Source organism: Glycomyces sp. NPDC050141 (assembly GCF_055586545.1).
This window is the reverse complement of the sequence record NZ_JBVJHZ010000014.1, coordinates 31,593-54,921: the sequence shown is the minus strand read 5'-3', so window position 1 is coordinate 54,921 and position 23,329 is coordinate 31,593. Positions and strand designations below refer to the sequence as shown.

Sequence of the window (23,329 nt, the reverse complement as noted above, 5' to 3'; positions counted from 1 at the left end):
GATGCAATAGGCGTGCCGCGTTCACATTGCTAGGGCTTGAGTTCGGCTTCCATGTCGCCGGTGGCCGGTTCCCCTGCGGTCTCGTATTCGAGCTTCACGGTGCCGTTGGCGAAGATTCGCGAAGCGGTCAGGCGCAGTGCCGCGGGCACGGCGCCGTCGGCGAAGACGCGCTTGCCCTCGCCGAGGACGAGCGGGTAGACCCACAGGTTGAGCTGGTCGACGAGGCCGAGCCGCAGGAGCGACTGGAGCAGGTCGAGGCTGCCGATGACGTGCACGTGCTCGTGCTTGGCCTTCAGGCCGGTCACGGCCTCGGCGAGGTCGCCTTCGAGGAGGCTCGCGGTGTCCCAGCTCAGCGGGGCCCGGAGCGTGCGGGAGGCGACGTACTTGGGAACCTGGTTGATGAGCCCGGTGAAGTCGAACTCGGCTGGGGCCGTGGGCCAGTAGGCCGCGAAGATGTCGTACGTCCGGCGGCCGAGCAGGAGGGCGTCCATGCCCTTGGCCTGCTCGAAGATGAAGTGCTCCTCGTCGCGGTCGATGAGCGGCGCCTGCCAGCCGCCGTACTTGAAGCCGCCTTCGGGGTCCTCCTCCGGCGCGCCGGGCGCCTGCGCGACCCCGTCGACGGACATGAACTCGGTGACGATCAGCTTGCCCATGGTCTGCTCCTCTGGTCGGGAATCCTTATCGGTCGTGACGACGCGGGTGCCCGGGATTCACCGCGGTCAACCGGGCAGCGGCTCGCCGGTTTCGAGGAGGGTCTTGAGGCTGGAGACGAGTTCGGGCCAGCCTTCGCTGATCATCTTGAGCACGGTGCTGCCGGGTTCGAAGCCGTCGTGGGTGACTTTGAGCCTGACGGTGCGGTCGCCGGGTTCGAGGTCGAACGCGACCTTCGAGCGGGGTTCGGCCGCGATGACCTTTCGGAGGTCCTCGCTGACGCCGACGCGTTCGGCCCATTCGACGGTGAACGTGTGCCAGGTGTAGGCCAGGCGGCGCGGATAGTCGTACTCGAGGACCTGCTGCGCCGGGTCGGCGACGCTGCCGCCGCGCTCGCGCCAGGTCATCGGCGAGCCGGGCTGCCAGTCGGTGTCGAACGAGAGCTCCCAGTACCGCTCGGTGAACGCCGGTTCGGTGAGCGCCTGCCACAGCTGCTCAGGCGTGGCCTTGATCCGCGACAGGTATTCGAACGCGTCGTCCATCCCGGTGCTCCTCCCCCGTTGGCGTCCCGGACCAGCGTAGGACGGCAAGCGCGCGAAAGGGCGGCATCCGGGCCAGAGGCGGTGGCCTCTGGCCCGGGGGTGTTGCGGAGTTAAGCACTAGAAGTGGATATTCACGTAACGCGGCCGGTAGAGGCGCGCGTCGGCGTACAGGTCGGAGCCCTGGAAGCTGTTCACGTTGTACGAAACGACGAGGGTGTTGCTGTCGCCGAGGTTCGGGTGGGCCTTCGCGTTGTACGTGAAGACGTTCCCGCCGGTCTCGGGCGTCGTGTACAGCTCGGTCTTGCCCGTGTAGGGGCCTTCGAGCGCGCTGGCGCGGTACATCACGATCTTCGCGCTGAGCGGTTCGGTCGCGTCCCCGGTGACCAGGGTGAACTTGCCTTGGAACCGCGAGACGCTGAACTCGTTGGAGACGCCTTCGAGGATGCGGCTGGAACCGCTCTGGCCCCAGGTCCCGGCGTTGAAGTACTCCCAGGTCCCGGTGGTCAGGGACCCGGAGGGGACGCGGGCGAGGTGGGCGTACTTCTGGGCCTGGTCGTCCTCGACGCCGAAGATATAGGTGTAGCCGTCCGCGGGGTCCTCGTAGATCGCCGAGCCCCAGTTGATCTCGGTGTCGGGCAGGTCCGTGACGGAGATGAGGCTCATGTCGTCCGGGGCGAGGTTCGCGACGGCGTTGCCGGTGAACTTGAAGTCGAACACGCCGCTGCCGGTCTTGATGAACTCGAGGAGCATCACGCGGAGGACGCCGTTCTCGACCGTGGCGTCCCCGAACCAGTACCAGCGCTGCGTCTCGTCGGCGCCCGCGACTTTCACGAGCGATTCGGGCGCGGCCTCGGTGCCGCCGGTGTAGGTGGTGAGCACGCCGTCGTCGTCCACGATGATCGAGTTGTGGAGGAACGGCGAGTCGGCGGGCCTGCCGCCGTTCGCGTCGACCTCGCCCATGAACGTGTCGGAGTAGATCCACGCGGTCGAGCCGTCGGGCAGGTCGACGGAGTACGCGGAGTCGGCGCCGGTCCAGCGCCCGGCGGTGTCGCCGTAGGTGCCGAAGCGCTCAGTGAGTTCGGTGTTGATCTCGGTGGAGACGGGCGCGGCGCAGGCGGCCGGGGCCGCGCTGGCGGATATCGGGATGGCGGCCGCGAGGCTGACGGCCGCGGCGAGGGTGAGCGAGCGGTGGGTCATGGTCTGCTCCTTTGCAGGTTCATGGACGTGGGGTGGGGTTCGCCTGGGCCGCATGCTCAGTGAGGACGCGGGCGGCGAAGCGTTCGCCGATCAGTCGCTGCACGTCCGGGCCGGGGTGCAGGTTGTCGGGCAGGGGCATCGCGGCGGCGTCGCGTTCACCGTAGAGCGATAGGCCGTCGAGGTAGTGCAGGTGAAGGTCGCCGTCGGCGCGGCGGCGGTCCACTATGGCTTCGAGTTCGGCGCGGATGACGCGCAGCGAGAGCTTGCCGAGGGCGGTCTCGGCTTCGGTCCCCGCCGCGACCGACCACTCCTCGGCCCGATCCGGGTCCTGAGTGGTGGGTCCGGCGGCGTTCTCGACGGGCTCGCACCAGATCGGTGAGACGACTGCGACCGGGGTGTCCGGGTGGCCGTCGCGGATCGTGTCGAGGAACCCGTCGACCGCGGGCCGGAACGCGCGCAGGCGCATCACGTCGCCGTTGACGAGGTTGATGCCGAGCTTGAGGCTGATGAGGCCGGCGGGGGTGTCGCGGATGGTCCTGGCAGTGAACGGGTCGAGCATGGCGTTCCCGCTGAACGCCAGATTCGTCAGGCGCGCACCGGATTCGAGGGCAGCGACCACCGGCCAGGTGCCCGTAGTGGTGTCGGCCCGGTAGCCGTGGCTGATCGAGGAGCCGTGGTGGACCCAGCGAAGCGCGCCGTCGTCCGGGGTAGCGGTGACCGGGGCGTCGGCCCGGAGTGCCAGCAGTTCAACGTGGTCGTAGTACGGGAGCCACAGCTCCAGGTCGCGTTCGGCGCCGGTGCCGAGGCCCGCGAAGCGGACTGTCGCATCGGGACCGGGGACGATCGCGCCGTCGGGCCGCTCGAAGGTGAACACGAAGCGGGAGCCGACCGGCGCCGTCGCGCTGGCCACGAGCGAACCGTGTTCGGTGACTTCGTAGACGCTCGGCGGCATGGGCGCTTTCGCGTCCGAGGCGATCCGCCGGGCCTGCACGTCGAGTTCGATCACGTCGGCGGCCGTGCGGATCGCGAGCCGGACCCCGGCGCTCTCGGCGCTCGTCTGGACCATGAACCGGTCCGGGATCTGCCGCCTCGCCCACTGCGGCAGGCGGTGCGGGACCAGTCCGCGCTCGGTCGTCTCGATTTCGACAGCGCCCCGGATCATGTTGGGCTGCACGCTCATACCGCCTCGGTGACGGTGCCGTCCGCTTGCACGTCGACCAGCCTGTCGCCGATGCGAAGTCCACGTAGGACCGCGTTCGGGTCGAGGTCGGCGATGCAGGCACGAGCGGTGTCGAGGCGGTCTGAACCGATCTTCGGGTCCACGCCGAAGAACGACTCGATCACCAGGGCCACATAGGCTCCGGCCGACGAGCACGCCCAGTCGATGATGTACGGCAGCTGCGGCGGGGCCTTGCGCGCACCGCCGTTCACTGTCGGCATGGCCTCCTCGGTGAAGTGGGCCTGGCCGGGCGGGCCCTGGTTCGCGGAGCGGGCCAGGCCCGGGAGCCAGTCGATCGCGACTTCAGGGGCGCCGAGCGCGACGAGCGAACGCGCCGCATCGGCCGGCCAGGCCGGGTACGCGCCGTTCCACTGGTGGTCGGGCCGGGGACTGAAACTCGCATCAGGGTCCCAAGGGGACAGTGAGCGCAGCCAGACCCCGGTCTGGAGCTCCCGCCGGTAGAACTCGCACATCTCTCCGCGCACCGACTCGTCGAGGTCGGCCCAGATCGTGGTGCCGACGACGCTGAAGTCGTAGACGTGCCGCACCGGCACCCGCGTGCCGTCCGGCTGGCGGGCCGCGAAATGGCCGGTGCCCGGCAGGTACAGGTCGGCGACGGCCTTGACCAGCTCGTCGGCGTGACCTTCGAGGACTGCGGCTTCTACCGCACCGCCTTCGGCCGCAAGGATCTCCGCGACAGTGCGCAGGTTCCACACGTTCGCCGCGTTCAGGCTCGCGACCTCGTGCGTGTAGGAGCTGACGCATTCGAGGAGGTTGTCGATCTCGCCGTAATCGGCGAGCGGGCCCGATCCGCGCAGCGACTGCCAGGCCAGCGCCCAGTCGCGCAGGTGCTCGCGGACCGGGCGGCCGCCCGGCGTCTCGTCAAGCAGCTCCGTGTCGCCGGTGAACCGCAGGTAGTCGTGTACGAGCCGGGTCATGGCGTAGTCGTTCACCGAGTACCAGCGGCCGACCGGCCCGCCGGTGAGCGAGGAGGTGCCGAAGTGCGTGTGGATGTCCGAGGCGATCCAGTGCCGCAGTTGGCGTTTCATCGGCTCGGGGTCGAGGAGCGCGTGCGTGATCGAGCTGAGGCTGTAGTCCCAGATGAACGTCGTTGTGGCCCAGTAGTTGGGCATGAGGGTGTCGTAGCTGCGGCCGAGCACGTTGCCCGCGAAGTCGCGGCGGAACCAGATCACCCCGAGCGCGCCCCACCAGTAGAGGCGCCGCAGCGCCTCGGAGCTGGTCTCCAGTACCGGCAGGTGGCCGGAGAACTCGGTGTTGCCGGGCCGGAACGCGGCGTCGAGCTGCCGGTTCCAGAAGGCCTCGGCGGCACCGATTGCTCCGGGGACATCTGCGGCGACGCGGTCGAAGGCCGCGCTGGCGGCCTCCTCGGTGGTGCCGACGGCGTGGACGTAGCCGAAGCGACCGGTCGCGCCGGAGGCGAGGTCGAGGTGGACGGTGACCTCGCCGCCGCGTTCGATGCCGCCGATGCCGACCTCGTGCTCCCCCGCGGCCGGGGCGATGCCGGAGAGTCGCACCTCGCCCGCGGTGTCGACGCCTTGGACGCTCCAGGCCGTGCCCGAACGGTTCGTGAAGACCAGGCGGGAGTCGCCGAGAGCGGCGCGGTTGCGTTCCTCCGGGGACACCGCGTCGAGCCAGGCGTCCTCGGAGCGGGCGGCCCCGGCGGCGAGGGTGAGCGCGACCGTCACGGCCCGAGCCCGGTCCCCGGTGTTGGTGACGCGGATATCGATCGCGACGGCGGTTTCATTTGGGGCGCAGACGGTGTCGGTGACCAGGTCAAGGCCGGGCAGTGAGACGCTGCGGCGTACCCGGTCCGGCCGCCACTCATGGGTGATCGGGGCGCCGTAGGACTCGACGAGGCGGCCGTCGACGAAGCAGGCGGCGGTGCGGGTAAGACCCTGCGAGACCGGGGGGAAGGTGACGGCGCTGACCGCGGTGAGGTCGTGGTCGACGCGGGCCGTGCCGAGGAAGTTGGTGAGGCCGCTCGGCGCGATCATGTCGTCGTAGTGGTGCGTGACCGGGTCGGCCGCGAGGTCGTCCACATCGGGGATCATGGAGGCTCCTAGTACTGCCCGAGGGCGAGGCCGCGGGCGAAGAACTTCTGCGTGAACAGGAACAGGACCACTGTGGGCAGTGAGACGAGCAGGCCGCCCGCGAGGACCGTGGACATCTGCGCGCCGCCGTAGGTGGACTGCATCCCGGCGAGGCTGGTGACGATGGGCCGCACCGTGTCGGACTGGCTGAGGACCAGGCCGAGCAGGAAGTCGTTCCATATGAACGTGGCCTGCAGGATGAAGACCGCGACGAGCGCGCTCGACGCCATCGGCAGGTAGACGCGGGCGAAGATCCGCCAGGTCGTGGCGCCGTCGAGCACGGCCGCCTCGAAGACGGAGTGCGCGATGCCGGTGAAGAAGTTGCGCATCACGAACGCCGAGAACGGGATCGAGATGGCCGTGTAGACCACGATCATGCCCAGCCGCGTGTCGAACAGGCCGACGCGCGAGTAGGCGTCGAACAGCGGCAGCAGGATCATCTGGAGCGGGAACACGGTGCCGCCGAAGATCACGACGAACCAGGCGAAGCCGTGCCGCAGCCGGAGCGCGACGATCGCGAACCCGGCCGCCGCGCCCACGACCACCGCGATCGCGGGCGAGACGACCGCGTAGAGCAGGGTGCTCGCGGCGCTCTCGGCGAGCCCGGAGAGGCGCACCGCCTCGGCGATGTTGGCGAAGAGCGAGAAGTCGGTCGGCAGCCAGGACTCCTTGGAGGTGAACGACTCCGGTGACTTCGCGGCGTTGACGAGGAGCAGGTACACCGGCAGGAGCCAGAACACGCCGAGGACGGCCAGGACGCTGGTGCGGATGATGCGAGACATGGCTAGACCCCGTGCTTGCTGGAGAGCTGCTGGCGCAGGTAGAGGATCGAGGCCGCGAGCGTCACGACCGTCAGGAACACCGCGATCGCCGAGCCGAGCCCGTACTCGCTGTTCACGAACGTCTCCTTGTACATCGTGAGGGCGAGCGTCTCGGAGGCCCGGCCGGGCCCGCCTTTCGTCATGCCCTGCACGATGTCGAAGGTCTTCAGGCTTGCGACGATCGAGAGGCCGACGACGACCGCCGTGAGCGGGCGCAGCATGGGCCACAGGATGCTCCTGAACAGGCGCAGCCCGTTCGCTCCGTCCACGCGCGCGGCCTCCAAGGGCTCCTTGGGGATCGACTGGAGGCCGATCGTGAACAGGAGGGCGTTCACGCCGACGCCCTGCCACGCGGTCGCGAGGATCATCACGACCGTGTTGAGCGGGGCGTCGACGAGCCAGCGCGGCGTCTCCGCGATCCCGAAGGCGGCGAGCGCCTGGTCGAGGGCGCCGTCGCCGGACAGGATGAACGACCAGATCACCCCGACCCCGATGCCGGAGAGGGCGTACGGGATGAGGAACGGCAGGCGCAGCCACGTGCCGCCCTTGAGGTTCCAGGTGAGCAGGGCGACGCCCAGGCCGATCCCTACGGGTACGAGGAGGGTGCCCGCGACCCACAGCAGCGTGTTGAGCACGGAGCCGAGGAACTCGGGGTCGTCGAGCATCTCCAGGTAGTTCGCGAAGCCGACCCATTCGGGGTCGCCGAGGCCGTTGTACTCGGTGAGGCTGAGGAACGTGGTCCACAGCAGCGGCAGGTAGAGCAGCACGGCCACGAGGATCACGCCGGGCGCGATGAACCAGGTAGCGGGCCAGGCGAACTGGTCCTTCGGGCGTCTGGGGGTGGTCTGGTCGGACGTCATGCGGCGCTTACCCCTGGTCTGCCCAGTAGTCGTCGGCCTCGGCCTGGATGGTCTCCAGGAACGGGAGCGGGTCGCCGGGGTTGGCGATGAACGCGCCGAACTGCTCGAGGGCGACGGTGAGGATCGGCGTGGGCGTGGCCTCGTAGTACCGGTCGTAGCGTTCGTAGCCGTCGCCGGAGACGGTGGTGCCGAGCTCTTCGAGCATCGGGTCGGCGACCGTGGCCTTCGGGTTGAAGGCGACGTCGCCTCGGGCGGCGCTCCAGGCGGTCTGCGCGTCGGGCGACATCCACCACTCGGAGTACTCGAGGCCGAGGGTCTTCTGGGTGGAGTTCTCGGCGACGCAGAGCGGCCCGGACTCGACGGCCACGGGGGTGGTGCCGAGGTCGGGGTTGACGGCGGGGATGACGAACATGTCGTAGTCCTGGCCCGAGACCATGCCTGCGCCGTCGAGGGAGCCGTTGAAGAACGACCCGAAGTTGATCATCGCGAAGTCGCCCTGTTTGAGGCCGACGGCGGGGTCGATCGTGGAGCCCGGGTCGCTGAACCAGCCTTTGTCTTGCTGTGCGCGCCAGGTCTCCATGATCGCGACGATGCGCGGGTCGGTGTACTCGACCTCGCCCGTGGCGAGTCCGTTGTAGAGCTCGGGGTCGGTGCCCGCGACGAGCTGCTGGAACCAGGGGAAGGTGAACAGCGTGCTGGTCTGGTAGTAGGGCGTGATGCCCGCGCCGCTGAGCTTCTCGGCGGCGGCGTCGAGCTCGGCCCAGGTGGTGGGCTCGGCGATGCCATGCTCGTCGAAGATCGTCTTGTTGTAGTACATGACCCAGTAGGCGACGTTCATAGGGACGCAGTACTGCTTGCCGTCGAAGGTGTAGGCGGCCTTGAGGTCCTCGCCGATCCAGCCTTCGTCCAAGGCCTTGGTCCAGATGTCCGTGGTCTCGGCGACCAGGCCCTCGTCGACGAGTTCGGCCAGGGAGGGGCCGGTCTGCCAGGTGAAGAGGCCGGGGCTCTTGTCGGTGCGGAAGGACTGCTTGATGAACGCGTCGTACTGGGCGGCGTCGGAGTAGCCGGTGGTGTTCAGGCTGATGTCGGCATCAGATTCGCTCTGGGCGTTGAGCTCGTCGAAGTCGGGTTCCCAGGCGGCCTTGTTGGTGTAGAAGTCGAGCGTGCCGGTGGTGGCGCCGTCGTCGGCTCCGCCGCTGCCGCACGAGGCGAGCAGCAGGGAGGCGGCCGCAGCTGCGGCGATGGCGGGGATCTTCCGTGATGGCATTGCGAACTCCTTTGTTCTGTAAGGGGATGGGGTTCAGTGCTCGCCGGTGCGGGTGCCCCGGACCGAGGCTTTGACGGTGCCGAAGCGTTCGCTGCGGGAGCGGGCCGTGCGGCGGATGACGTAGGGGCCGACGGCGGCCGGGACGATGAACGTCTCGGCGTAGTGGATCGTGTAGGGATCGAAAGCGCCTGCGGGGCTGACGATCTCGACTTCGTCGCCTTCGACGAGGTTGAGGACGTTCACGGTGCCTTCGGTGTCGTGGGCGGCCTGCTCGGCGAACCAGTGGCGGCGGACCTCGATGTACTCCAGTTCGTGGAGGCCGGTGCGCTCCTCGACCACATCGCCGGTGTCAGCGACGGTCTCGACGCGGTTGACGAGGTTCCGGGCGGTCCACTCGGTGCCGCGTTCCCAAGCGAGGTTGTGCTCGCCGTGGTCGATGTGGACGGGCCGGGGGACGCCGTCGAGGCCGAGGCGGCCCCAGTCCCAGAGCTTGAAGGTGAAGATGAACGGGGTCGCGGAGATCTCCAGGACCATCGAGTTCGCGCCGGAGGAGTGGATGGTGCCGGCCGGGATGAGGAAGTGGTCGTGCTTCTTGGCGGGGAAGGCGTTCACGTACTGCTCGGCGGGGAAGGGCCGCTCGCCGGTCTCGGCGGCGCGCAGGTCCGCGAGCATGGCGTCGCGGTCGACGCCGTCCTTCGTGCCGAGGTAGACCACGGCGTCGTCGCCCGCGTCGAGCATGTAGTACGACTCGTCCTGCGTGTACTGCATCCCGAAGGTCTGGTGGATGTAGTCGGTGAGCGGGTGCACCTGGAGGGAGAGGTTGCCGCCCTCCATGGTGTCGAGGAAGTCGAAGCGGATCGGGAACTCGGCGCCGAAGCGCGCGAAGGTGCGCTCGCCGAGGAGCGCCTTCGGTTGGGAGAGCACGAGGTCGAGCGAGGGGATCTCGACGACCGCACCCGTCGCGTCCTCCAGCAGGAGCGAGTTCTCCTCGGGCACGCAGTCGAAGCACCACGCGTAGTTCGGCTGGGCCGGGTCCAGGTCGAGCTTCCGCTTCATCCACTGGCCGCCCCAGACGCCGGGATCGAAGAACGGGACGACCCGCAGCGGGGCCTTCGCGGCGCCCGCGAGCCCCGCCCGGAACGCGTCGCCGTCGATCATCCCTGGAGCGCGCGAGTCGAGCCCGGCGGCGCCGATCGCGTTGGCGTCCAACAGGAAGTCGAGGCGGTCGAACAGGGTGCGCTTGTGGCGGTCGGCGACGCGCCACTCGACGAAGAACCCGCGCTTGTACTTGCGCAGCCGGTCCTCGCCGGGGTTCTGGGCGCGCCAGTTGGGGGCCCCGGCGCGCTGGCGGAGCTGGAGTTCCCAGCGGGCCATGTCGGCGAGGACGAGCGCGTACGGGGAGGTCAGGCGCCTGGCGACGAGGTCGGCGCCCCAGCCGAGGAGCACGGCGGGACGGTCTGAGCCGTCGACTTCGACGGCGAGTTTCGCGAGGCGCTCGGCGTCGTAGAAGGCATCCACAGTGGCATGGGAGAGGACGCCGAAGACGCGGTCCTCGGTGAGGTTGTCAGCGAAGCGCGCGTCGATCACCTCGGTCGGGAGCGCGGCGGCCTCCTCGGTGTCGACGACCTTCCAGTCCGGCAGCGCGTCCGCGATCAGTTTGGCGATCAAGGGGAGGTCGGCGCCGGGGTAGGCGTCGACGACGAGCCGCGGGGCGCGCTCGCCCGCTTTCGCGGCGGCCGCCTCTGCGGCCCGGACCCAGGCGCTCGCGCCGGTGAGCACGCGGGCGTCGGCCGGGAGCGGCACGGTCGGCTGCTTGTCATACTGTCCAGTGGGGACGGTGGACACTGGTGCTCCTTCAGGGTCGTCGCGATGCTGCGAGGACGGCGAGGCCGCGCAGCACCGAGAGGTCGGGTCGGTCGGGGATGACGAAGGCGGGCCGGTGGGAGCTGGTCCACAGGTGTTCGCGCACGTACGCCTCGATCGGCGCGGCGATCAGGGCTCCGGCGCGCATGATGCCGCCGGAGAGGACCACGACGTCGGGGTCGTAGGCGTGGCACAGCGACACGACGGTGGCGCCCCAGGCGCAGATCGCCCTGTCGCGCAAGGTGAGTGCGGCCTCGTCGTCGGCTTCGAACAGCGCCTTCACGTCGGTGACGGCGTCGCCGCGGATCTTGAGGTCGCGCCGCAGGGCCCAGGCCCCGGCGATGGACTCGGCGCAGCCGACGTTCCCGCAGTTGCACATGCCTCCGAACAGGTCGACGGTGAGGTGGCCGCCGAGGATGCCCGCGTGGTCGTGGGCTCCTCTGAGGAGGGTCCCGTCGATGAGCGCGGCGGTGCCGATGCCGGTGCCGAGGGTCATGAGGACCGCATCGCGCGCTCCGGCGGCGGAACCGGTGGCGGTCTCGCCGACGAGCGCGGCGCGTGCGTCGTTCTCGATCACCGCCGGGAGCCCGAAGGACTCGCGGGCCCAGGCGACGAGGTCGAGCCCGTCGAGGCGCGGGTGCTTGTCGTGGGCCTTGACGAGGCGCCCGGCCGCGCGGTCGACGACGCCGGGGACGGCGATGCCGACCGCTTGCGCGGGCGACTCGGCAGTCAGCGCGGCCGCCGCGTCCCGGGCCCGTTCGAGGTCGCCCAGTCCAGTAGGGACGGTCGCGGTGCGCACGGGTTCGCCCCGGTCGAGGATGCCGAGTTTGATCTCGGACCCGCCGAAGTCGATGCAGAGCTCCATCGCCCGCCTCCTTCCCAACTCGTTTACCGCTCGCAAGCTTCGCGGAGGCTACTCACGTCCTTGCGATTGGTAACGTTACCAACAACGGGCGCAGTTTGGCAAACACGCAGTTCAGCATCGATAAATCCCTAAGGATTGGCCACGGTGACGGGCAGTTCAACCGTGGTCGCCGCGTCCTCGGCGGTGCCTTCGAGACGCGCGAACAGGAGCGTCGCGGCCTCGCGGCCGAGCAGGCGCGCGTCGTGGTCGATGATCGTCACCGGCACCGGCATGAGCTCGGAGAGCTCGAAGTCGTCGAAGCTCACGATCGCCGGGTGCGGCCCGGGGACGCCGTCGCGGATGCGCCGCCCGATCTCGCGCAGCGCGCCGATCGTGTTGCGGTTGTTGGCACTGAAGATCGCCGTCGGCGGCTCGGGGCGGTCGAGCATCGCCCGCGCGGCCCGGCTCGCCGCGTCCACGTCCTGCTGGTCCCGGGCGACGATCGACGGGTCGACCGGCACGCCGCGCTCGGTCATCGCCTGTTCGTAGCCCCGGTACCGGCGCTCGCCGGTGAACACGGAACTGCGGTTGCCGAGGAACCCGATCCGGGTGTGCCCGGCGTCGAGCAGCGAGACCGTGCCGCGGTAGGCGCCGCCCACGTCGTCGAGCAGCACCGTGTCGACCTCGAGCCCGGGGACGCGGCGCGAGGCGAGCACGAGCGGCACGTGCCCCAGCCGCTCCGGTTGCAGATGCTCGGCGTCGCCGCTGGTCGGGACCAGGATGAGCCCGTCGACCTGGCGGCCGATGAAGTCGCTCACGAGCTGCCGTTCGCGCCCGGCGTCCTCACCCGTGTTGCCGAGGATGATCCGCCGCCCGTGCGCGGCGGCGACTTCCTCGACCCCGAGCGCGAAGTTCCCGTAATAGGGGTTGGCGAGGTTGGTGATCGCGACGCCCACCAAGCCGCTGGGCTGGCCGGGCCGCAGGCTCCGCGCGTTCTCGTTGCGGTAGTAACCGAGCTCGCGCACGGCCGCCATCACCCGCTCCTGCAGGTCGGGCCGCACGTTGACGCCGCCCGCGAGTGTGCGGGACACCGTCATCGGGCTGACCCCCGCGCGCGAGGCGACCTCTTTGATCGTCGGCTGGCGCGCGCCCCGCGATGTCGACATGCCCGCCCTCCTCTGCGTCGGCGCCAATCCTATGCGAACCCCCGCCCGCCCGCCGGTCTAGAGTCGGGCCCTCCCCCTACCGAAAGGCCGAACACCGTGCGCACGCTCTACGTCGTCACCCACCCGGAAGCGACCCACCACGTCGACGGCCTCGTCGGCGGCAGGTTCGACTCGGACCTCACCCCCGCCGGAGCCGAAGCGGCCGAGCGCATCGCCAAGGCGTTGCAGAGCACCGTCCCGGCTGGCTCGCAAGTGGAGCTCTACTCCTCGGACCTCAAGCGCACCAGCCAGACCGCCGACGCCATCGGCAGGCAGCTCGGACTCGACCCGGTCCTCGACGCCCGCCTGCGGGAGAGCTCCTGGGGCGAGGCCGAAGGCCACCCGCAATCGCGCTGGGACGAGCTCTTCACCCCTCCCCCGGCCGAAGGCGACCGCATGGCGCACCGCCCGATCCCCGGCTCAGAATCAAGAACCGAAGTCGCGCACCGCGTCTACGCATTCATCGACGCGATCACGCAGCGCCCCTGCGAGCACCAGGTCATCGTCACCCACGGCTTCGCGTTCACGTTCGTCGTCGCCGCCTGGATCAAGATGCCGGTCGAGGCGCTCGGCTACGCGCTCTTCAGAGCGAAGTCGGGCAGCATCACCACCCTCCACGAAGACGACACCTACCGCGGCCGCCTCGTGGTGCGGCTCGGCGACGACAGGCACCTCTGAAGCGGCACAGACTATCCGGGAGGGGTCCCGGGACATCGCGGATATTTTCGGGCACCGGCTGGCCGATCCGGCCAAGCCGCACCTTCACCCCGAAAGGATTCACAGTGGACAGAAAGCATCTCGTCCGCCTCGGCGCGGGCGTCGCCGCGGGCCTCAGCGCCGCGGCACTCGCCTGGACCGGCATCGCCGCGAACGCGGAGGAACCGGCGGCGGACGACTTCGAGGCCATGATCATCGGCGGCCAGCCCGCCGAAGAGGGCCAGTACCCCTGGCTCGTCAGCCTCGCCTACGCCGACGACGGCACCCCGTTCTGCGGCGGCTCCGTCATCACCGAGAACGTCGTCATCACGGCCGCGCACTGCGCCGCGGCCGTCTCGGGCCCCGACGAGATCGTGGTCTACTCGGGCTCGGTGGACCTCGAGTCCCCCGACCTCGTCGAGACGGCCGTGTCGGACCTCCACATCGCGCACGACTACAACGAGCCGATCGACCGGGCCAACGACTGGGCGCTGCTGCTCCTCGACGAGTCGATCGACGCCGAGCCGATCGCCCTGGGCACCGACCCCGAGGAGTTCGACCTCCTCGAGACCGCGGGCTGGGGCGAGACCGGCAGCGGCTACCCGACGGTCGCCCGATGGGTCGAAGTCCCGTTCGTCAGCGACGACGACTGCGAGGACGCCTACCCCGACGAGATCGACGCGCAGACCATGCTCTGCGCGGGCGACCTCGAGAACGGCGGCGTCGACTCCTGCCAGGGCGACTCCGGCGGCCCGATCATGGCCGAGGAGGACGGCGAGCTGATCCTCGTCGGCATCGTCAGCTGGGGCTACGGCTGCGCCGAGGCCGGCAACCCGGGCGTGTACGCCGAGGTCGCCGACTTCAACGGCGCGATCGACGACGTCCTGGAGGACTGGTCCTAACCGCATAGGGAAACGAGGCCGGGAGGGGCGACCCTCCCGGCCTCGTTGCCGCTCAAGCGGTTTCGGGCGACACCGGGGCGCTGCAGATCCCCACGATCGCGTCGATGAGCCGCGTGGCCATGCCTTCCCAGTCCGCGCTGGCGGTCGGTTCCCCTTCGGCGAGTTGGCGTTCGCGCTCGGCGGGCATGTGGACCAGGAGCAGGCGCATCATGGCGCTGCGCTCGGCGCGCACCTCGGCGGGCAGCGGCGGGAGGCACCGGTCGATCTCGCGGACCGTGCGCTGCAGCGGGGCCCATTCGCGCGAGTCCTGCGTGAGGATCTCCCGGAACGCCGGGTCGGTCGCGGCCTGCTCGCGGAAGCGCGCGTACCAGGTCGGGTTGCCCAGCGCGGCAAGGTGGTCGGTCATGGGCCGGACGAGGCAGGCGATCCAGTCGCGGAAGTCGTCGGACTCGCCGACGCGCTCGACCATGGCCTGCCTGCGGCGCTCGATCTCGGCGGAGTGCCGCTCGATGACGGCCCGGACGAGGCCTTCTTTCGAACCGAAGTGATACGCGACGGCGGTGTTGTTGCCCTGCCCGGCCGCCTCGCCGACCTTGCGGGCCGAGACTTCGAGCCCCTGCTCGGCGAAGAGCCGTTCGGCGGCGTCGAGGAGGGCCTCCCTCGTCGCCTGGAGCTGTTCAGCGCGTCTGGTGCCGGCGGGCATCGCGGCGTCCTCCCTCGTCTGTCTGTTCAACCACTATGCAAGCCTACCCTTTCATAAGTCAGTCACTTGACTTATGATTGCTTCATCGACAGTTCTACGCAAGGAAACCGATGAACACTGTCCAAGAAACGCCCGTCGCAGGCGGGAAACCACCCAAAACCAACGCGGTCGTAGCCGTCCTGGCGTTCGCGGGCATCACCGTCGCACTCATGCAGACGCTGATCATCCCGCTGCTGCCCGAGCTGCCGGGCCTGCTCGGGGCCTCGGCCGCCGACACCTCGTGGGCGGTGACCGCGACGCTGCTCGCGGCCGCCGTCGCCACGCCCGTCATGGGCCGCCTCGGCGACATGTACGGCAAGCGCAAGCTGCTCCTGGTGAGCCTCGGCCTCCTGACGGCGGGCTCGGTGGTCGTGGCGTTGAGCGACACCCTCACGCCCATGATCGTCGGCCGCGCCATGCAGGGCCTCGCCGCGGGCGTCATCCCGCTGGGCATCAGCATCATGCGCGACGAACTGCCCAAGGAACGCCTGCCCGGCGCGATGGCGCTCATGAGCGCGTCACTCGGCGTCGGCGGCGCGCTCGGCCTCCCGGCCGCCGCGTTCCTCGCCGACAACGTCGACTGGCACGTCCTGTTCTGGGCCGCCGCCGGCATCGGCATCGCCTGCATCGCCCTCGTGTCGGCGGTCGTCCCCGAATCGAAGGTCCGCAGCGGCGGGCGCTTCGACCTCGTCGGCGCCCTCGGCCTCTCGGCCGGACTCGTGGCACTGCTGCTCGCCGTCTCCAAGGGCGCGAGCTGGGGCTGGACCGACCCGCTGACGATCGGCATGTTCGCCGCCGCCGTCGTGATCCTGCTGGCCTGGGGCCGGTTCGAGCTCAAGACGAGCGAACCGCTGGTGGACCTGCGGACCACCGCCCGCCGCCAAGTGCTGCTCACCGACCTCGCCGGGATCGTGTTCGGCTTCGCCACGCTCGCGATCTCGCTGATCCTGCCGCAGCTGCTCCAGCTGCCCGCCGAGACCGGATACGGCATGGGCCAGTCCATGGTCGCCGTCGGCCTGGTCATGGCGCCGTCGGGCGTCGCGATGATGCTGTTCGCGCCGGTATCGGCGAAGATCACGAAGACCAAGGGCCCCAAGACGACCCTCATGGTCGGCGCGGTCGTCGTGGCCGCCGCCTACGCCCTCGGCATGTTCTTCATGGCCGAGATCTGGCAGCTCGTGGTCGTCTCGGCCCTCATCGGCGTCGGCATCGGCCTCGCCTACGGCGCCATGCCGACCCTGATCATGGACGCGACGCCGCCGTCCGAGACCGCCTCGGCCAACAGCCTCAACACGCTGATGCGCTCGATCGGCACCTCGTTCGCCAGCGCCGTCTCCGGCGTGATCCTGGCGAACATGACCACCGACTTCCACGGCGTCGCCGTGCCCTCGGAGGGCAGCTTCCAGCTCATCATGGGCATCTCGGCGGGAGCGGCGATCGGCGCCATGCTCATCGCGGCCTTCCTGCCGCGCCGCAGGAGCGCCGCCGAACCCGAAGCCCCGGCCCTGGAATCGGTCGGCGCCACCGCGTAGGAGCTGCGGCGAACCGGCCGGGCCGGTTCGCCGCATGCCTTCGCCCTAGCATTGGCCCTGACCTGTTGCCGAAGCGCCGCAAGGAGGGCCATGCACGACATTGAGGACTCGCGTGCCCGGTACGACGGGATGGCGGCCTGGTACCAGGAGTACAACGCGGCCGCCGCCGCGGCGAACCGGGAGGCGCTCATCGCGCTGCTCGGCCCGGGTGAGGGCTGGTGCCTCGATCTGGGCTGCGGGACCGGGCACTACTTCGAGGCCATCTGCTCGACCGGCCGCTCGGTCGTGGGCCTGGACAGGTCGGGCGACCAGCTGCGGCTCGCCGCCGCACGCGACCGGCATGTGGCCCAAGGGGACGCGGCGGCGCTGCCGTTCGCCGATGCCGTGTTCCCCACGGTGGTCTCGCTGTTCGCGTCCACGGACGTCGACGAGTGGGCGAGGGTCGTCAAGGAGGCCGCGCGGGTCCTGCGACCGGGCGGACTGTTCGTGTTCTACGGCGTCCACCCGTGCTTCAACGGCCCGCACGTCGAGAACCGCGAGGACGGCGCGCGGATCGTCCACCCGACCTACCGGGCGTCCGGGCGGCACGAGTCGGCGCCGTGGTGGAAGCCGGGCGGCATCCGCGAGCGGGTCGGCATGCGCCACTTGCCGCTCCATGAACTGCTGAATGGCGTCCTCGACGCCGGACTGCGCCTCGAACACGTCAGCGAACCGCGCGACGAGCCGGTCCCGCACGTCCTCGCGTTGAAGGCCCGCCGCTAGTCGAGGACGAGCCACTGGCGGCCGTCGCGCAGTTCGCGGACGATGTCGAGTTGCCCTGCGTGGCAGGCGGTCTCGGTGATGACATGGAGCATGACCTCGCGCAGGTCGCGGAGATGCCAGGGGCCGAAACGGTCGGGCCACCAGGCGGGGCCGCCGTCGAGGGGCCGCTCGGCGACGGCCGCGTCGCCGAGCGCGGCTTCGCGGCGGTAGAGGTCGAAGACCTCGGTCGCGGTGCGTCCGGGCGGGGCGGTCCAGGCGCCGCCGTTCTCCAGGCGGCGGGCGAAGGCCGCGCGTTCGGGTTCGGTACGCACGTTGGCTCCTATCTGCTCAAGGTTTCGACGAGGCGCGAGGCGCGGATTCATCGTTTTCGCGGCGCCAGGCGGGGATCGATTCCTTTGTTAGTGTTCTAGGCCGAACATTCAGGAGGCGCCATGCCAGTCGCCCGGCTTACGTCACGCGATATCCGCAGCGAATCGCGGCTCGTGGTCATGCGCGCGCTGCTCGCGGCGGGCGAGTCCACGCGCAACGAGCTCGCCGAGGCCACGGGCCTGAGCCTCGGGACGGTTTCCACCGTGGTCGGCGACCTCCTCAAGTTCGGGATCGTCGCCGAGACGGGACTGCTGGCCAAGACCGTCGGGCGGCCGACGACCGGGTTGCGGCTCAACGCGGACCGGGGCCGCGTCGTCGGGTTCTACCTGGAAGACAGGTACCTCGAGACGACCGTGTTCGATGCGGCGCTGGGGCAGCTCGCCACGGTCGAGGTGACCGCTGACGAGCCCGTCGAGGACGCCGATGAGGTGATCGAATGGATCTGCGACGCCCTCGACACCGCGCTCGCCAAAGCGCAGGCGACCCGCGACGACGTCCTCGGCATCGGCATCCTGCTGCCCGGCGGCATGCAGCGCCCGGTGAAAGCCGAGACCGTGCCGAGTGCGATCTGGCTTCACCTCGACCGCCTGCGCGACCGGCTCGGGCTGCCGGTCGTGGTCGACAACCCGCTCAAGGCCATCGCGACCGCGGAGTTGTGGCTCGGGGCCGGGCGCCGCTCGGGGAACGTGGTCGCCGTCAGCCTCGGCATCGGTGTGGGCGCGGGCATCATCCAGGACGGCGCGGTCGTGCGCGGTGCGACGGACGCGGCGGGCGAATGGGGCCACAGCCTCCTCGCTTTCGAAGGACGGCAGTGCCAGTGCGGCCGCCTGGGGTGCGTCGAGGCGTACGTCGGCGTCCCCGGCGTGCAGCAGACCCTCGCGGAGCGCGCGCCCGGGCACGCGCTCGCCCGCGTGCCCGCCGACTTCGATTTCATCGGCGCGCTCGGCAAGGCGTTCGAAGCGGGCGACTCGGATGCCGTCGCCGCGATCGAGCGCAGCGCCGAGTATCTCGGGGCCGCGCTCACCGACCTGGTCGCGCTGCTCAACCCCGAGGTCGTCGTCGTCATGGGCTGGGACTCGGCCCTTGCCTGGCACGAGCACGTCCTGGCGATCGTGCGGCGGCGCGTGCTCGACGACTCCCCCGGGGACGCCGCCGCGGACCTCGCGATCGTCGCTTCCGACACGTGCGGGATGGACGGCATCGCCGCGATCGCGTTCGAGCGGTTCATGCGGGACATCGGCCTGGTCACCACCCGGGAGATCCCGGCGCTGTAGGCGATTCAGCCGGGCAGCACGCCGCGCCCGTCGCGGACCTCGAACACGAGCTGGGTCTCCGTCTGGCGGACCACGGCGTGCGCGGTGACGTGTTCGAGGATGAGGTCGCGCAGGGCCTCGGGACCGGCGACGGCCACGTGGAGCAGGAAGTCGTCGTCGCCGCCGACATGGAAGACGGTCATCACCCCGGGCAGTTCGACCAGGCGGTCGTAGAGGCGGTGCACGTGTTCGCGGCTGTGGCTTCCCAAGCGCACCTTGATGATCGCGTGGAGCGGACGGCCGAAGGCCTCGGGGTTGAGGTGCGCGGCGATGCCGGTGAGGACGCCGGAGTCGCGCAGCGCGCGCAGGCGGTAGGCGCAGGTGGACTCGGCGACGCCCGCTCGGGCGGCGAGCGCGGCGTTCGTCATCCGGCCGTCCTCGACGAGCGCGGCGAGGATGGCGAGGTCGGTGCCGTCGAGCGACACCGGTTGCGTTTTCTTCGAGCGGTCGTCCGCCACGCCTGCTCCTTCCAGGGAATCTTCATGCATATCCGCGAACGATGCTGGTTTCCACAGCATCTATTGCGGGTTGTTGCGGATCAGCTTACATTCTGGGCATGATCCCGTCTCGGCTGCAATTCGACAGCGCGCATCTCAACAGTGCACATTTCGACACTGTCGCGGTCCACGCCGGCCGCGAGGACCTCGCGGAGCTCGGCGTGCACGCGCTCCCCATCGACCTGTCCTCGACCAACCCGCTGCCGGGCATCGAGGAGGGCGGACTCTCCTACGAGGCCATGGCGAACGGCGGGAAGCCGACCGCCGAGGGCGGGTCGGTGTACGCGCGGCTGTGGAACCCGACGGTGGCTCGGTTCGAGTCGGCGCTGGCGCGGTTGGAGCACGCGGAGGCGGCGGTGGCGTTCTCCTCGGGCATGGCGGCGATGACCGCCGCGATCCTCGCGGCCGGGACCGGTCGGCACATCGTGGCGGTCCGGCCGCTGTACGGCGGCACCGACCACCTCCTGTCTTCGGGGCTGCTGGGCACGGAGACCCAGTTCTGTGCGGCCGAGGAGGTCGCGGGCGCGATCCGGTCCGATACGGCGATGGTGGTGCTGGAGACCCCGGCGAACCCGACGCTCGAACTGGTCGATATCCGCGCGGTCGTCGAAGCGGCCCAAGGCGTTCCGGTACTCGTGGACAACACGTTCGCCACGCCGGTGCTACAGAACCCGGTCGATTTCGGGGCCGCGATGGTCCTGCACAGCGCGACGAAGTACCTCGGCGGGCACGGCGACGTGGTCGCCGGTGTCATCGCCTGCAGTGAGGAGACGGCGGCGGCGCTGCGGCGGGTGCGGGCCGTGACTGGCGGGCTGCTGCACCCGCTCGGCGCCTATCTGCTCCACAGAGGACTGACGACGCTGCCGATCCGGGTCCGGGCGCAGCAGGCTGGCGCGCAGCAGGTAGCCGCGTGGCTCGAACGCCACCCGGGCGTCGCCCGGGTGCACTACCCGGGGTCCGACGGCGACCCGAAGGGCCTGCTCGGGCCGCAGATGCGGGGCACGGGCGCGATGATCGCGGTCGACCTGCGGGGCGGCTTCGAGCAGGCCGCGCACGTGACGTCCGCGGTGCGGCTGTTCACGCACGCGGTGTCGCTGGGCGGCGTGGACTCGCTGATCCAACATCCTGCAGCGCTGACGCACCGGCCGGTCACCGCGGAGGCGAAACCGGCGGAGAGCCTCGTGCGGCTATCGATCGGCCTCGAAGCCCCGGAGGACCTGATCGCGGATCTCGATCAGGCCCTCACGCCGCCAATGTCAACGGCAACGGACACCCAGGACTCGACGCGGCACCACTCTTTCGGATGACATTTCTGCCCGCGACCCCGGTTCCCGGGCGTGTCTTGTCGTACCCGGGCGGGATGGTGGCGGCGGGCTCTTCTTTCCCCTCCAGTGGTGGGTGGGGGTTTGTGGATGGCTCATTGCGGAACCGATCAGCCGAGGTCGTTCGCGCACCGCAGGGCCGCCGCGTAGGCAGCCGGGTCTCCGGTGGCCGCTTGGATGCGAATCCGCGCTGACTCCCCCGCCCGGAGCGTGATCATCCCCTGCTCCGCTCGCGCGGTCGGGTCGACCTTGTCCGCGTGGCAGAACAGGTCCCGCACCAGCGATGTCGCCGTCACATGCAGCACACAACCGCCCTCAACCGCCTCAGCCTCGACAGCGAACGGGCTCGCATCGAGCCGCTGATCGATCACCTCGGCACCGTAGTAGAACGCGGCCGCGAAGCCGTCGCCCTCCGCCCGAATGAACTCGGCGCCCGCCTCACCGAACCCCGCCACCTCGGCTGGGACCGCGACCGCCACGCCATCCCGCGCGCCGACCACGGCCTCGACCACGCCCTTCGCGAGTACAGTCCCATCGAAGGACTCCCGCGTCACCGTGAACGAACCCGCATAGGCCTCGCCTGTGTCGTTCACGAGCACCAGGTTCAGCTCGTCGAAATCGGGTTTCACACCCTCCCATGCGTTCTCGCGGCTCGCCTGCGAAGGCCGCTTCTGCAGCGTCGCCAAGCGCGGCGCGTACGCGTCCCGCAGCGCGTGCCACAGCGGCTTGCGGTGCCCCGCGAAGTCCACCGCCGCCCACGAGACCACCGGCCAGTTGTCGTTGAGCTGCCACATGATCATGCCCGTGTTGTGCGGTGTCAGCGACCGGAAGTGCTCGACGCCGAAGCGGATCGCGTGCGCCTGGTTCAGCTGCGTCGTCCAGTGCCAGTCCTCGATGGACTCCGGGTCGGGCAGGTGCCCCTGCCAGCCGCGCTCCAGCTTCGCGTTCCCGAGGTTCGCCTTCTGGTGCACCAGCATCTCGTGCCCGAACGGGTCGAGCGGCTCGTCGTGCACGACCGACACCAGCGTCGACCACGCGGGCGGGGCCTGGAAGCCGAACTCGGAGACGAAGCGCGGCAGGTAATCCGCGTAAACCTGGTAGTCCACACGGTTCCAGACGTCCCAGATGTGCATGGTGCCGTAGCGCTCGTCGTTGGGGTGGCGGTAGTCGCCGAAGGAGTATGGGCTCGCGGGCGTGTACGGCCGGGTCGGGTCGTACCCGGAGACGATGCTCGGCAGCAGGTCCCTGTAGTAGCCGTCGCCCCAGGCGCGGCCGTCGAGGCGGTGCGCCCAGCCCCAGTCGACCGAGCCCCAGGTGTTCTCGTTGTTGCCGTTCCAGAGGACGAGCGACGGGTGCGGGCTGAGCCGGATCACGTTCTCGCGGGCCTCGGCCACGATCTCGTCGCGCATCGACTCGCGCTCACTGTATGCGGCGCAAGCAAAGAGGAAGTCCTGCCACATGAGCAGGCCGTGCTCGTCGGCGAGGTCGTAGAGGTCGTCGGACTCGTAGATGCCGCCGCCCCACACGCGCAGCAGGTTGATGTTCGCTTCGAGGGCGTCCGCGACGCGGGCCGCGTACCGGTCGCGGTCGACCTCGGTGAGGAAGGCGTGGTCCGGAATCCAGTTCGCGCCGCGCACGAGGACGCGTTCCCCGTTGACCTTCAACAGGAACGGCGCGCCCGCCTCGTCAGGATCGGTGTCAAGCTCGACGGTGCGGAAGCCCACGCGACCGGTCCAAACGGCATCGCCCGCGGTCACTTCGACGCCGTACAGCGGCTGATCGCCGTAGCCGACGGGCCACCAGAGCTGCGCTTCGGGAACGGTCAGATCGATTCCGGCTGAAGCTTTCCCGGGTTCGATGGTCGCGGCCTGAGTGAAGGTCTCGCCGTCGGGGCCGGTGACCTTCACGAGGACATCCACCGGCCCATCAGTCTCGCGTTCTATGTCCACATAGGCCGTGAGCATGCCGTCGGCGCCGACGACGTCCACGAGCGGTCGCACCGCCGCAACGCGCACGCCCGACCACGATTCGAGCCCGATCGGCTTCCAGATCCCCGCGCCCGCCACGTCGATGCCCCAGTCCCACCCGTAGGAGCAGGCCATCTTCCGCAGCTGGTTGTAGTCGTGGTGGTTCGTGTGCGGCAGCGCGCCGTCGCGCTCGGCGCGCGCCGCCGCCTCGGGCACCGGGGCCGCGAACGTGACGGTGAGCGTGTTCGCGCCCTCGCGAAGCATTGAGCGCACGTCCCAGCGGTAGCCGCGGTGCTGGTTCTCGGTCCTGCCGACCTCGATGCCGTTGAGCGCCACCACGGCCACGGTGTCCAGTCCGTGCGCGACCAGGTCGTGGCGGGCCGAGCCGTCGTCGCTCCAGTCGAACTCGGTGGCGAACCGCCAGGCGGTGTCGCCGATCCACTGCTGCGCGGCCTCGTTGTCGCCGTCGAACGGCTCGTCGATCAGTCCGGCCCGGCGCAGGTCCAGGTGGGCCTCGCCGGGAACGACGGCCGGGATGCCGTCAGCGAGCGGCGCGGCCAGCGCCTCGGGAGCGCCGGAGGCGAGTGAAGCGGCGGTGAGCGTCCATCCCTCATGGAGGGCACGGAAGCGGGGCGGGTGGGTCACGG

The 23,329-nt window shown here is 70.0% G+C and carries 21 protein-coding genes; 6 read left to right on the top strand and 15 right to left on the bottom strand.

Annotation, left to right across the window (positions count from 1 at the left end; all coding sequences use genetic code 11):
* Positions 1-29: 29 nt before the first annotated feature.
* The 11 genes from ACZ60M_RS11000 to ACZ60M_RS10950 form a co-directional block, all read right to left on the bottom strand.
* Positions 30-653: a dihydrofolate reductase family protein gene (locus tag ACZ60M_RS11000; protein WP_465416974.1), complete on the bottom strand. Its 624-nt coding sequence runs from the start codon at positions 651-653 to the stop codon at positions 30-32.
* Between the two features lie 66 nt (positions 654-719).
* Positions 720-1,193, bottom strand: coding sequence for an SRPBCC family protein (locus ACZ60M_RS10995; RefSeq protein ID WP_465416972.1), 474 nt, complete (start codon positions 1,191-1,193; stop codon positions 720-722).
* 117 nt (positions 1,194-1,310) lie between these two features.
* On the bottom strand, positions 1,311-2,390 hold the full coding sequence (locus ACZ60M_RS10990; protein WP_465416970.1) for a DUF4185 domain-containing protein: 1,080 nt from the start codon (positions 2,388-2,390) through the stop codon (positions 1,311-1,313).
* Between the two features lie 19 nt (positions 2,391-2,409).
* Positions 2,410-3,570 (bottom strand): SGNH/GDSL hydrolase family protein, encoded by a 1,161-nt coding sequence (locus tag ACZ60M_RS10985; protein WP_465416968.1) that lies wholly within the window; start codon positions 3,568-3,570, stop codon positions 2,410-2,412.
* The gene (locus ACZ60M_RS10980; protein WP_465416966.1) at positions 3,567-5,681 is read right to left on the bottom strand and encodes a glucosidase family protein; all 2,115 of its coding nucleotides are present in this window, start codon (positions 5,679-5,681) and stop codon (positions 3,567-3,569) included. The genes ACZ60M_RS10985 and ACZ60M_RS10980 overlap by 4 nt, the downstream gene beginning before the upstream one ends.
* A gap of 8 nt (positions 5,682-5,689) precedes the next feature.
* Positions 5,690-6,502, bottom strand: coding sequence for a carbohydrate ABC transporter permease (locus ACZ60M_RS10975; protein ID WP_465416965.1), 813 nt, complete (start codon positions 6,500-6,502; stop codon positions 5,690-5,692).
* A 2-nt stretch (positions 6,503-6,504) separates the two neighbouring features.
* Positions 6,505-7,401, bottom strand: coding sequence for a carbohydrate ABC transporter permease (locus ACZ60M_RS10970; RefSeq protein WP_465416963.1), 897 nt, complete (start codon positions 7,399-7,401; stop codon positions 6,505-6,507).
* A 7-nt stretch (positions 7,402-7,408) separates the two neighbouring features.
* Complete coding sequence (locus ACZ60M_RS10965) at positions 7,409-8,668, bottom strand: ABC transporter substrate-binding protein (protein WP_465416961.1); 1,260 nt, start codon at positions 8,666-8,668, stop codon at positions 7,409-7,411.
* Between the two features lie 33 nt (positions 8,669-8,701).
* The gene (locus ACZ60M_RS10960) at positions 8,702-10,513 is read right to left on the bottom strand and encodes a class I mannose-6-phosphate isomerase (protein ID WP_465416959.1); all 1,812 of its coding nucleotides are present in this window, start codon (positions 10,511-10,513) and stop codon (positions 8,702-8,704) included.
* 10 nt (positions 10,514-10,523) lie between these two features.
* Positions 10,524-11,396: an ROK family protein gene (locus ACZ60M_RS10955; protein WP_465416957.1), complete on the bottom strand. Its 873-nt coding sequence runs from the start codon at positions 11,394-11,396 to the stop codon at positions 10,524-10,526.
* A gap of 128 nt (positions 11,397-11,524) precedes the next feature.
* Positions 11,525-12,541 carry a LacI family DNA-binding transcriptional regulator gene (locus tag ACZ60M_RS10950; protein WP_465416955.1) on the bottom strand — a complete coding sequence of 339 codons (1,017 nt, stop codon included), beginning with the start codon at positions 12,539-12,541 and terminating at the stop codon, positions 11,525-11,527.
* Between the two features lie 96 nt (positions 12,542-12,637).
* Here ACZ60M_RS10950 and ACZ60M_RS10945 point away from each other — a divergent pair, with 96 nt between their 5' ends.
* Together ACZ60M_RS10945 and ACZ60M_RS10940 are read left to right on the top strand one after the other, a co-directional pair.
* Positions 12,638-13,258 (top strand): histidine phosphatase family protein, encoded by a 621-nt coding sequence (locus ACZ60M_RS10945; RefSeq protein ID WP_465416953.1) that lies wholly within the window; start codon positions 12,638-12,640, stop codon positions 13,256-13,258.
* A gap of 104 nt (positions 13,259-13,362) precedes the next feature.
* On the top strand, positions 13,363-14,178 hold the full coding sequence (locus tag ACZ60M_RS10940) for a serine protease (protein ID WP_465416951.1): 816 nt from the start codon (positions 13,363-13,365) through the stop codon (positions 14,176-14,178).
* A 52-nt stretch (positions 14,179-14,230) separates the two neighbouring features.
* Here the strand turns inward: ACZ60M_RS10940 and ACZ60M_RS10935 are convergent, their stop codons facing one another.
* Positions 14,231-14,911: a TetR/AcrR family transcriptional regulator gene (locus ACZ60M_RS10935; protein WP_465416949.1), complete on the bottom strand. Its 681-nt coding sequence runs from the start codon at positions 14,909-14,911 to the stop codon at positions 14,231-14,233.
* 80 nt (positions 14,912-14,991) lie between these two features.
* Between ACZ60M_RS10935 and ACZ60M_RS10930 the strand changes: the two genes are divergently transcribed.
* Both ACZ60M_RS10930 and ACZ60M_RS10925 read left to right on the top strand, forming a co-directional pair.
* Positions 14,992-16,452, top strand: coding sequence for an MFS transporter (locus ACZ60M_RS10930; RefSeq protein ID WP_465416947.1), 1,461 nt, complete (start codon positions 14,992-14,994; stop codon positions 16,450-16,452).
* A gap of 90 nt (positions 16,453-16,542) precedes the next feature.
* The gene (locus ACZ60M_RS10925; RefSeq protein WP_465416945.1) at positions 16,543-17,214 is read left to right on the top strand and encodes a class I SAM-dependent methyltransferase; all 672 of its coding nucleotides are present in this window, start codon (positions 16,543-16,545) and stop codon (positions 17,212-17,214) included.
* Here the strand turns inward: ACZ60M_RS10925 and ACZ60M_RS10920 are convergent.
* Positions 17,211-17,525, bottom strand: coding sequence for a mycothiol transferase (locus ACZ60M_RS10920; protein WP_465416943.1), 315 nt, complete (start codon positions 17,523-17,525; stop codon positions 17,211-17,213). The two genes, ACZ60M_RS10925 and ACZ60M_RS10920, sit on opposite strands and share 4 nt — an antisense overlap.
* 120 nt (positions 17,526-17,645) lie before the next feature.
* Between ACZ60M_RS10920 and ACZ60M_RS10915 the strand changes: the two genes are divergently transcribed.
* Positions 17,646-18,857, top strand: a complete 1,212-nt coding sequence (locus ACZ60M_RS10915; RefSeq protein WP_465416941.1) for an ROK family transcriptional regulator — start codon at positions 17,646-17,648, stop codon at positions 18,855-18,857.
* A 5-nt stretch (positions 18,858-18,862) separates the two neighbouring features.
* Here the strand turns inward: ACZ60M_RS10915 and ACZ60M_RS10910 are convergent, their stop codons facing one another.
* Positions 18,863-19,354 carry an Lrp/AsnC family transcriptional regulator gene (locus ACZ60M_RS10910; protein ID WP_465416939.1) on the bottom strand — a complete coding sequence of 164 codons (492 nt, stop codon included), beginning with the start codon at positions 19,352-19,354 and terminating at the stop codon, positions 18,863-18,865.
* A 98-nt stretch (positions 19,355-19,452) separates the two neighbouring features.
* Between ACZ60M_RS10910 and ACZ60M_RS10905 the strand changes: the two genes are divergently transcribed.
* Positions 19,453-20,700, top strand: a complete 1,248-nt coding sequence (locus tag ACZ60M_RS10905) for a trans-sulfuration enzyme family protein (RefSeq protein ID WP_465416937.1) — start codon at positions 19,453-19,455, stop codon at positions 20,698-20,700.
* A 125-nt stretch (positions 20,701-20,825) separates the two neighbouring features.
* On the opposite strand, the gene ACZ60M_RS10900 is transcribed toward ACZ60M_RS10905, so the two are convergent.
* A complete protein-coding gene (locus ACZ60M_RS10900) occupies positions 20,826-23,327 on the bottom strand; it encodes a glycoside hydrolase family 2 protein (RefSeq protein WP_465416935.1) in 2,502 nt (833 codons plus the stop codon).
* Positions 23,328-23,329 lie beyond the last annotated feature (2 nt).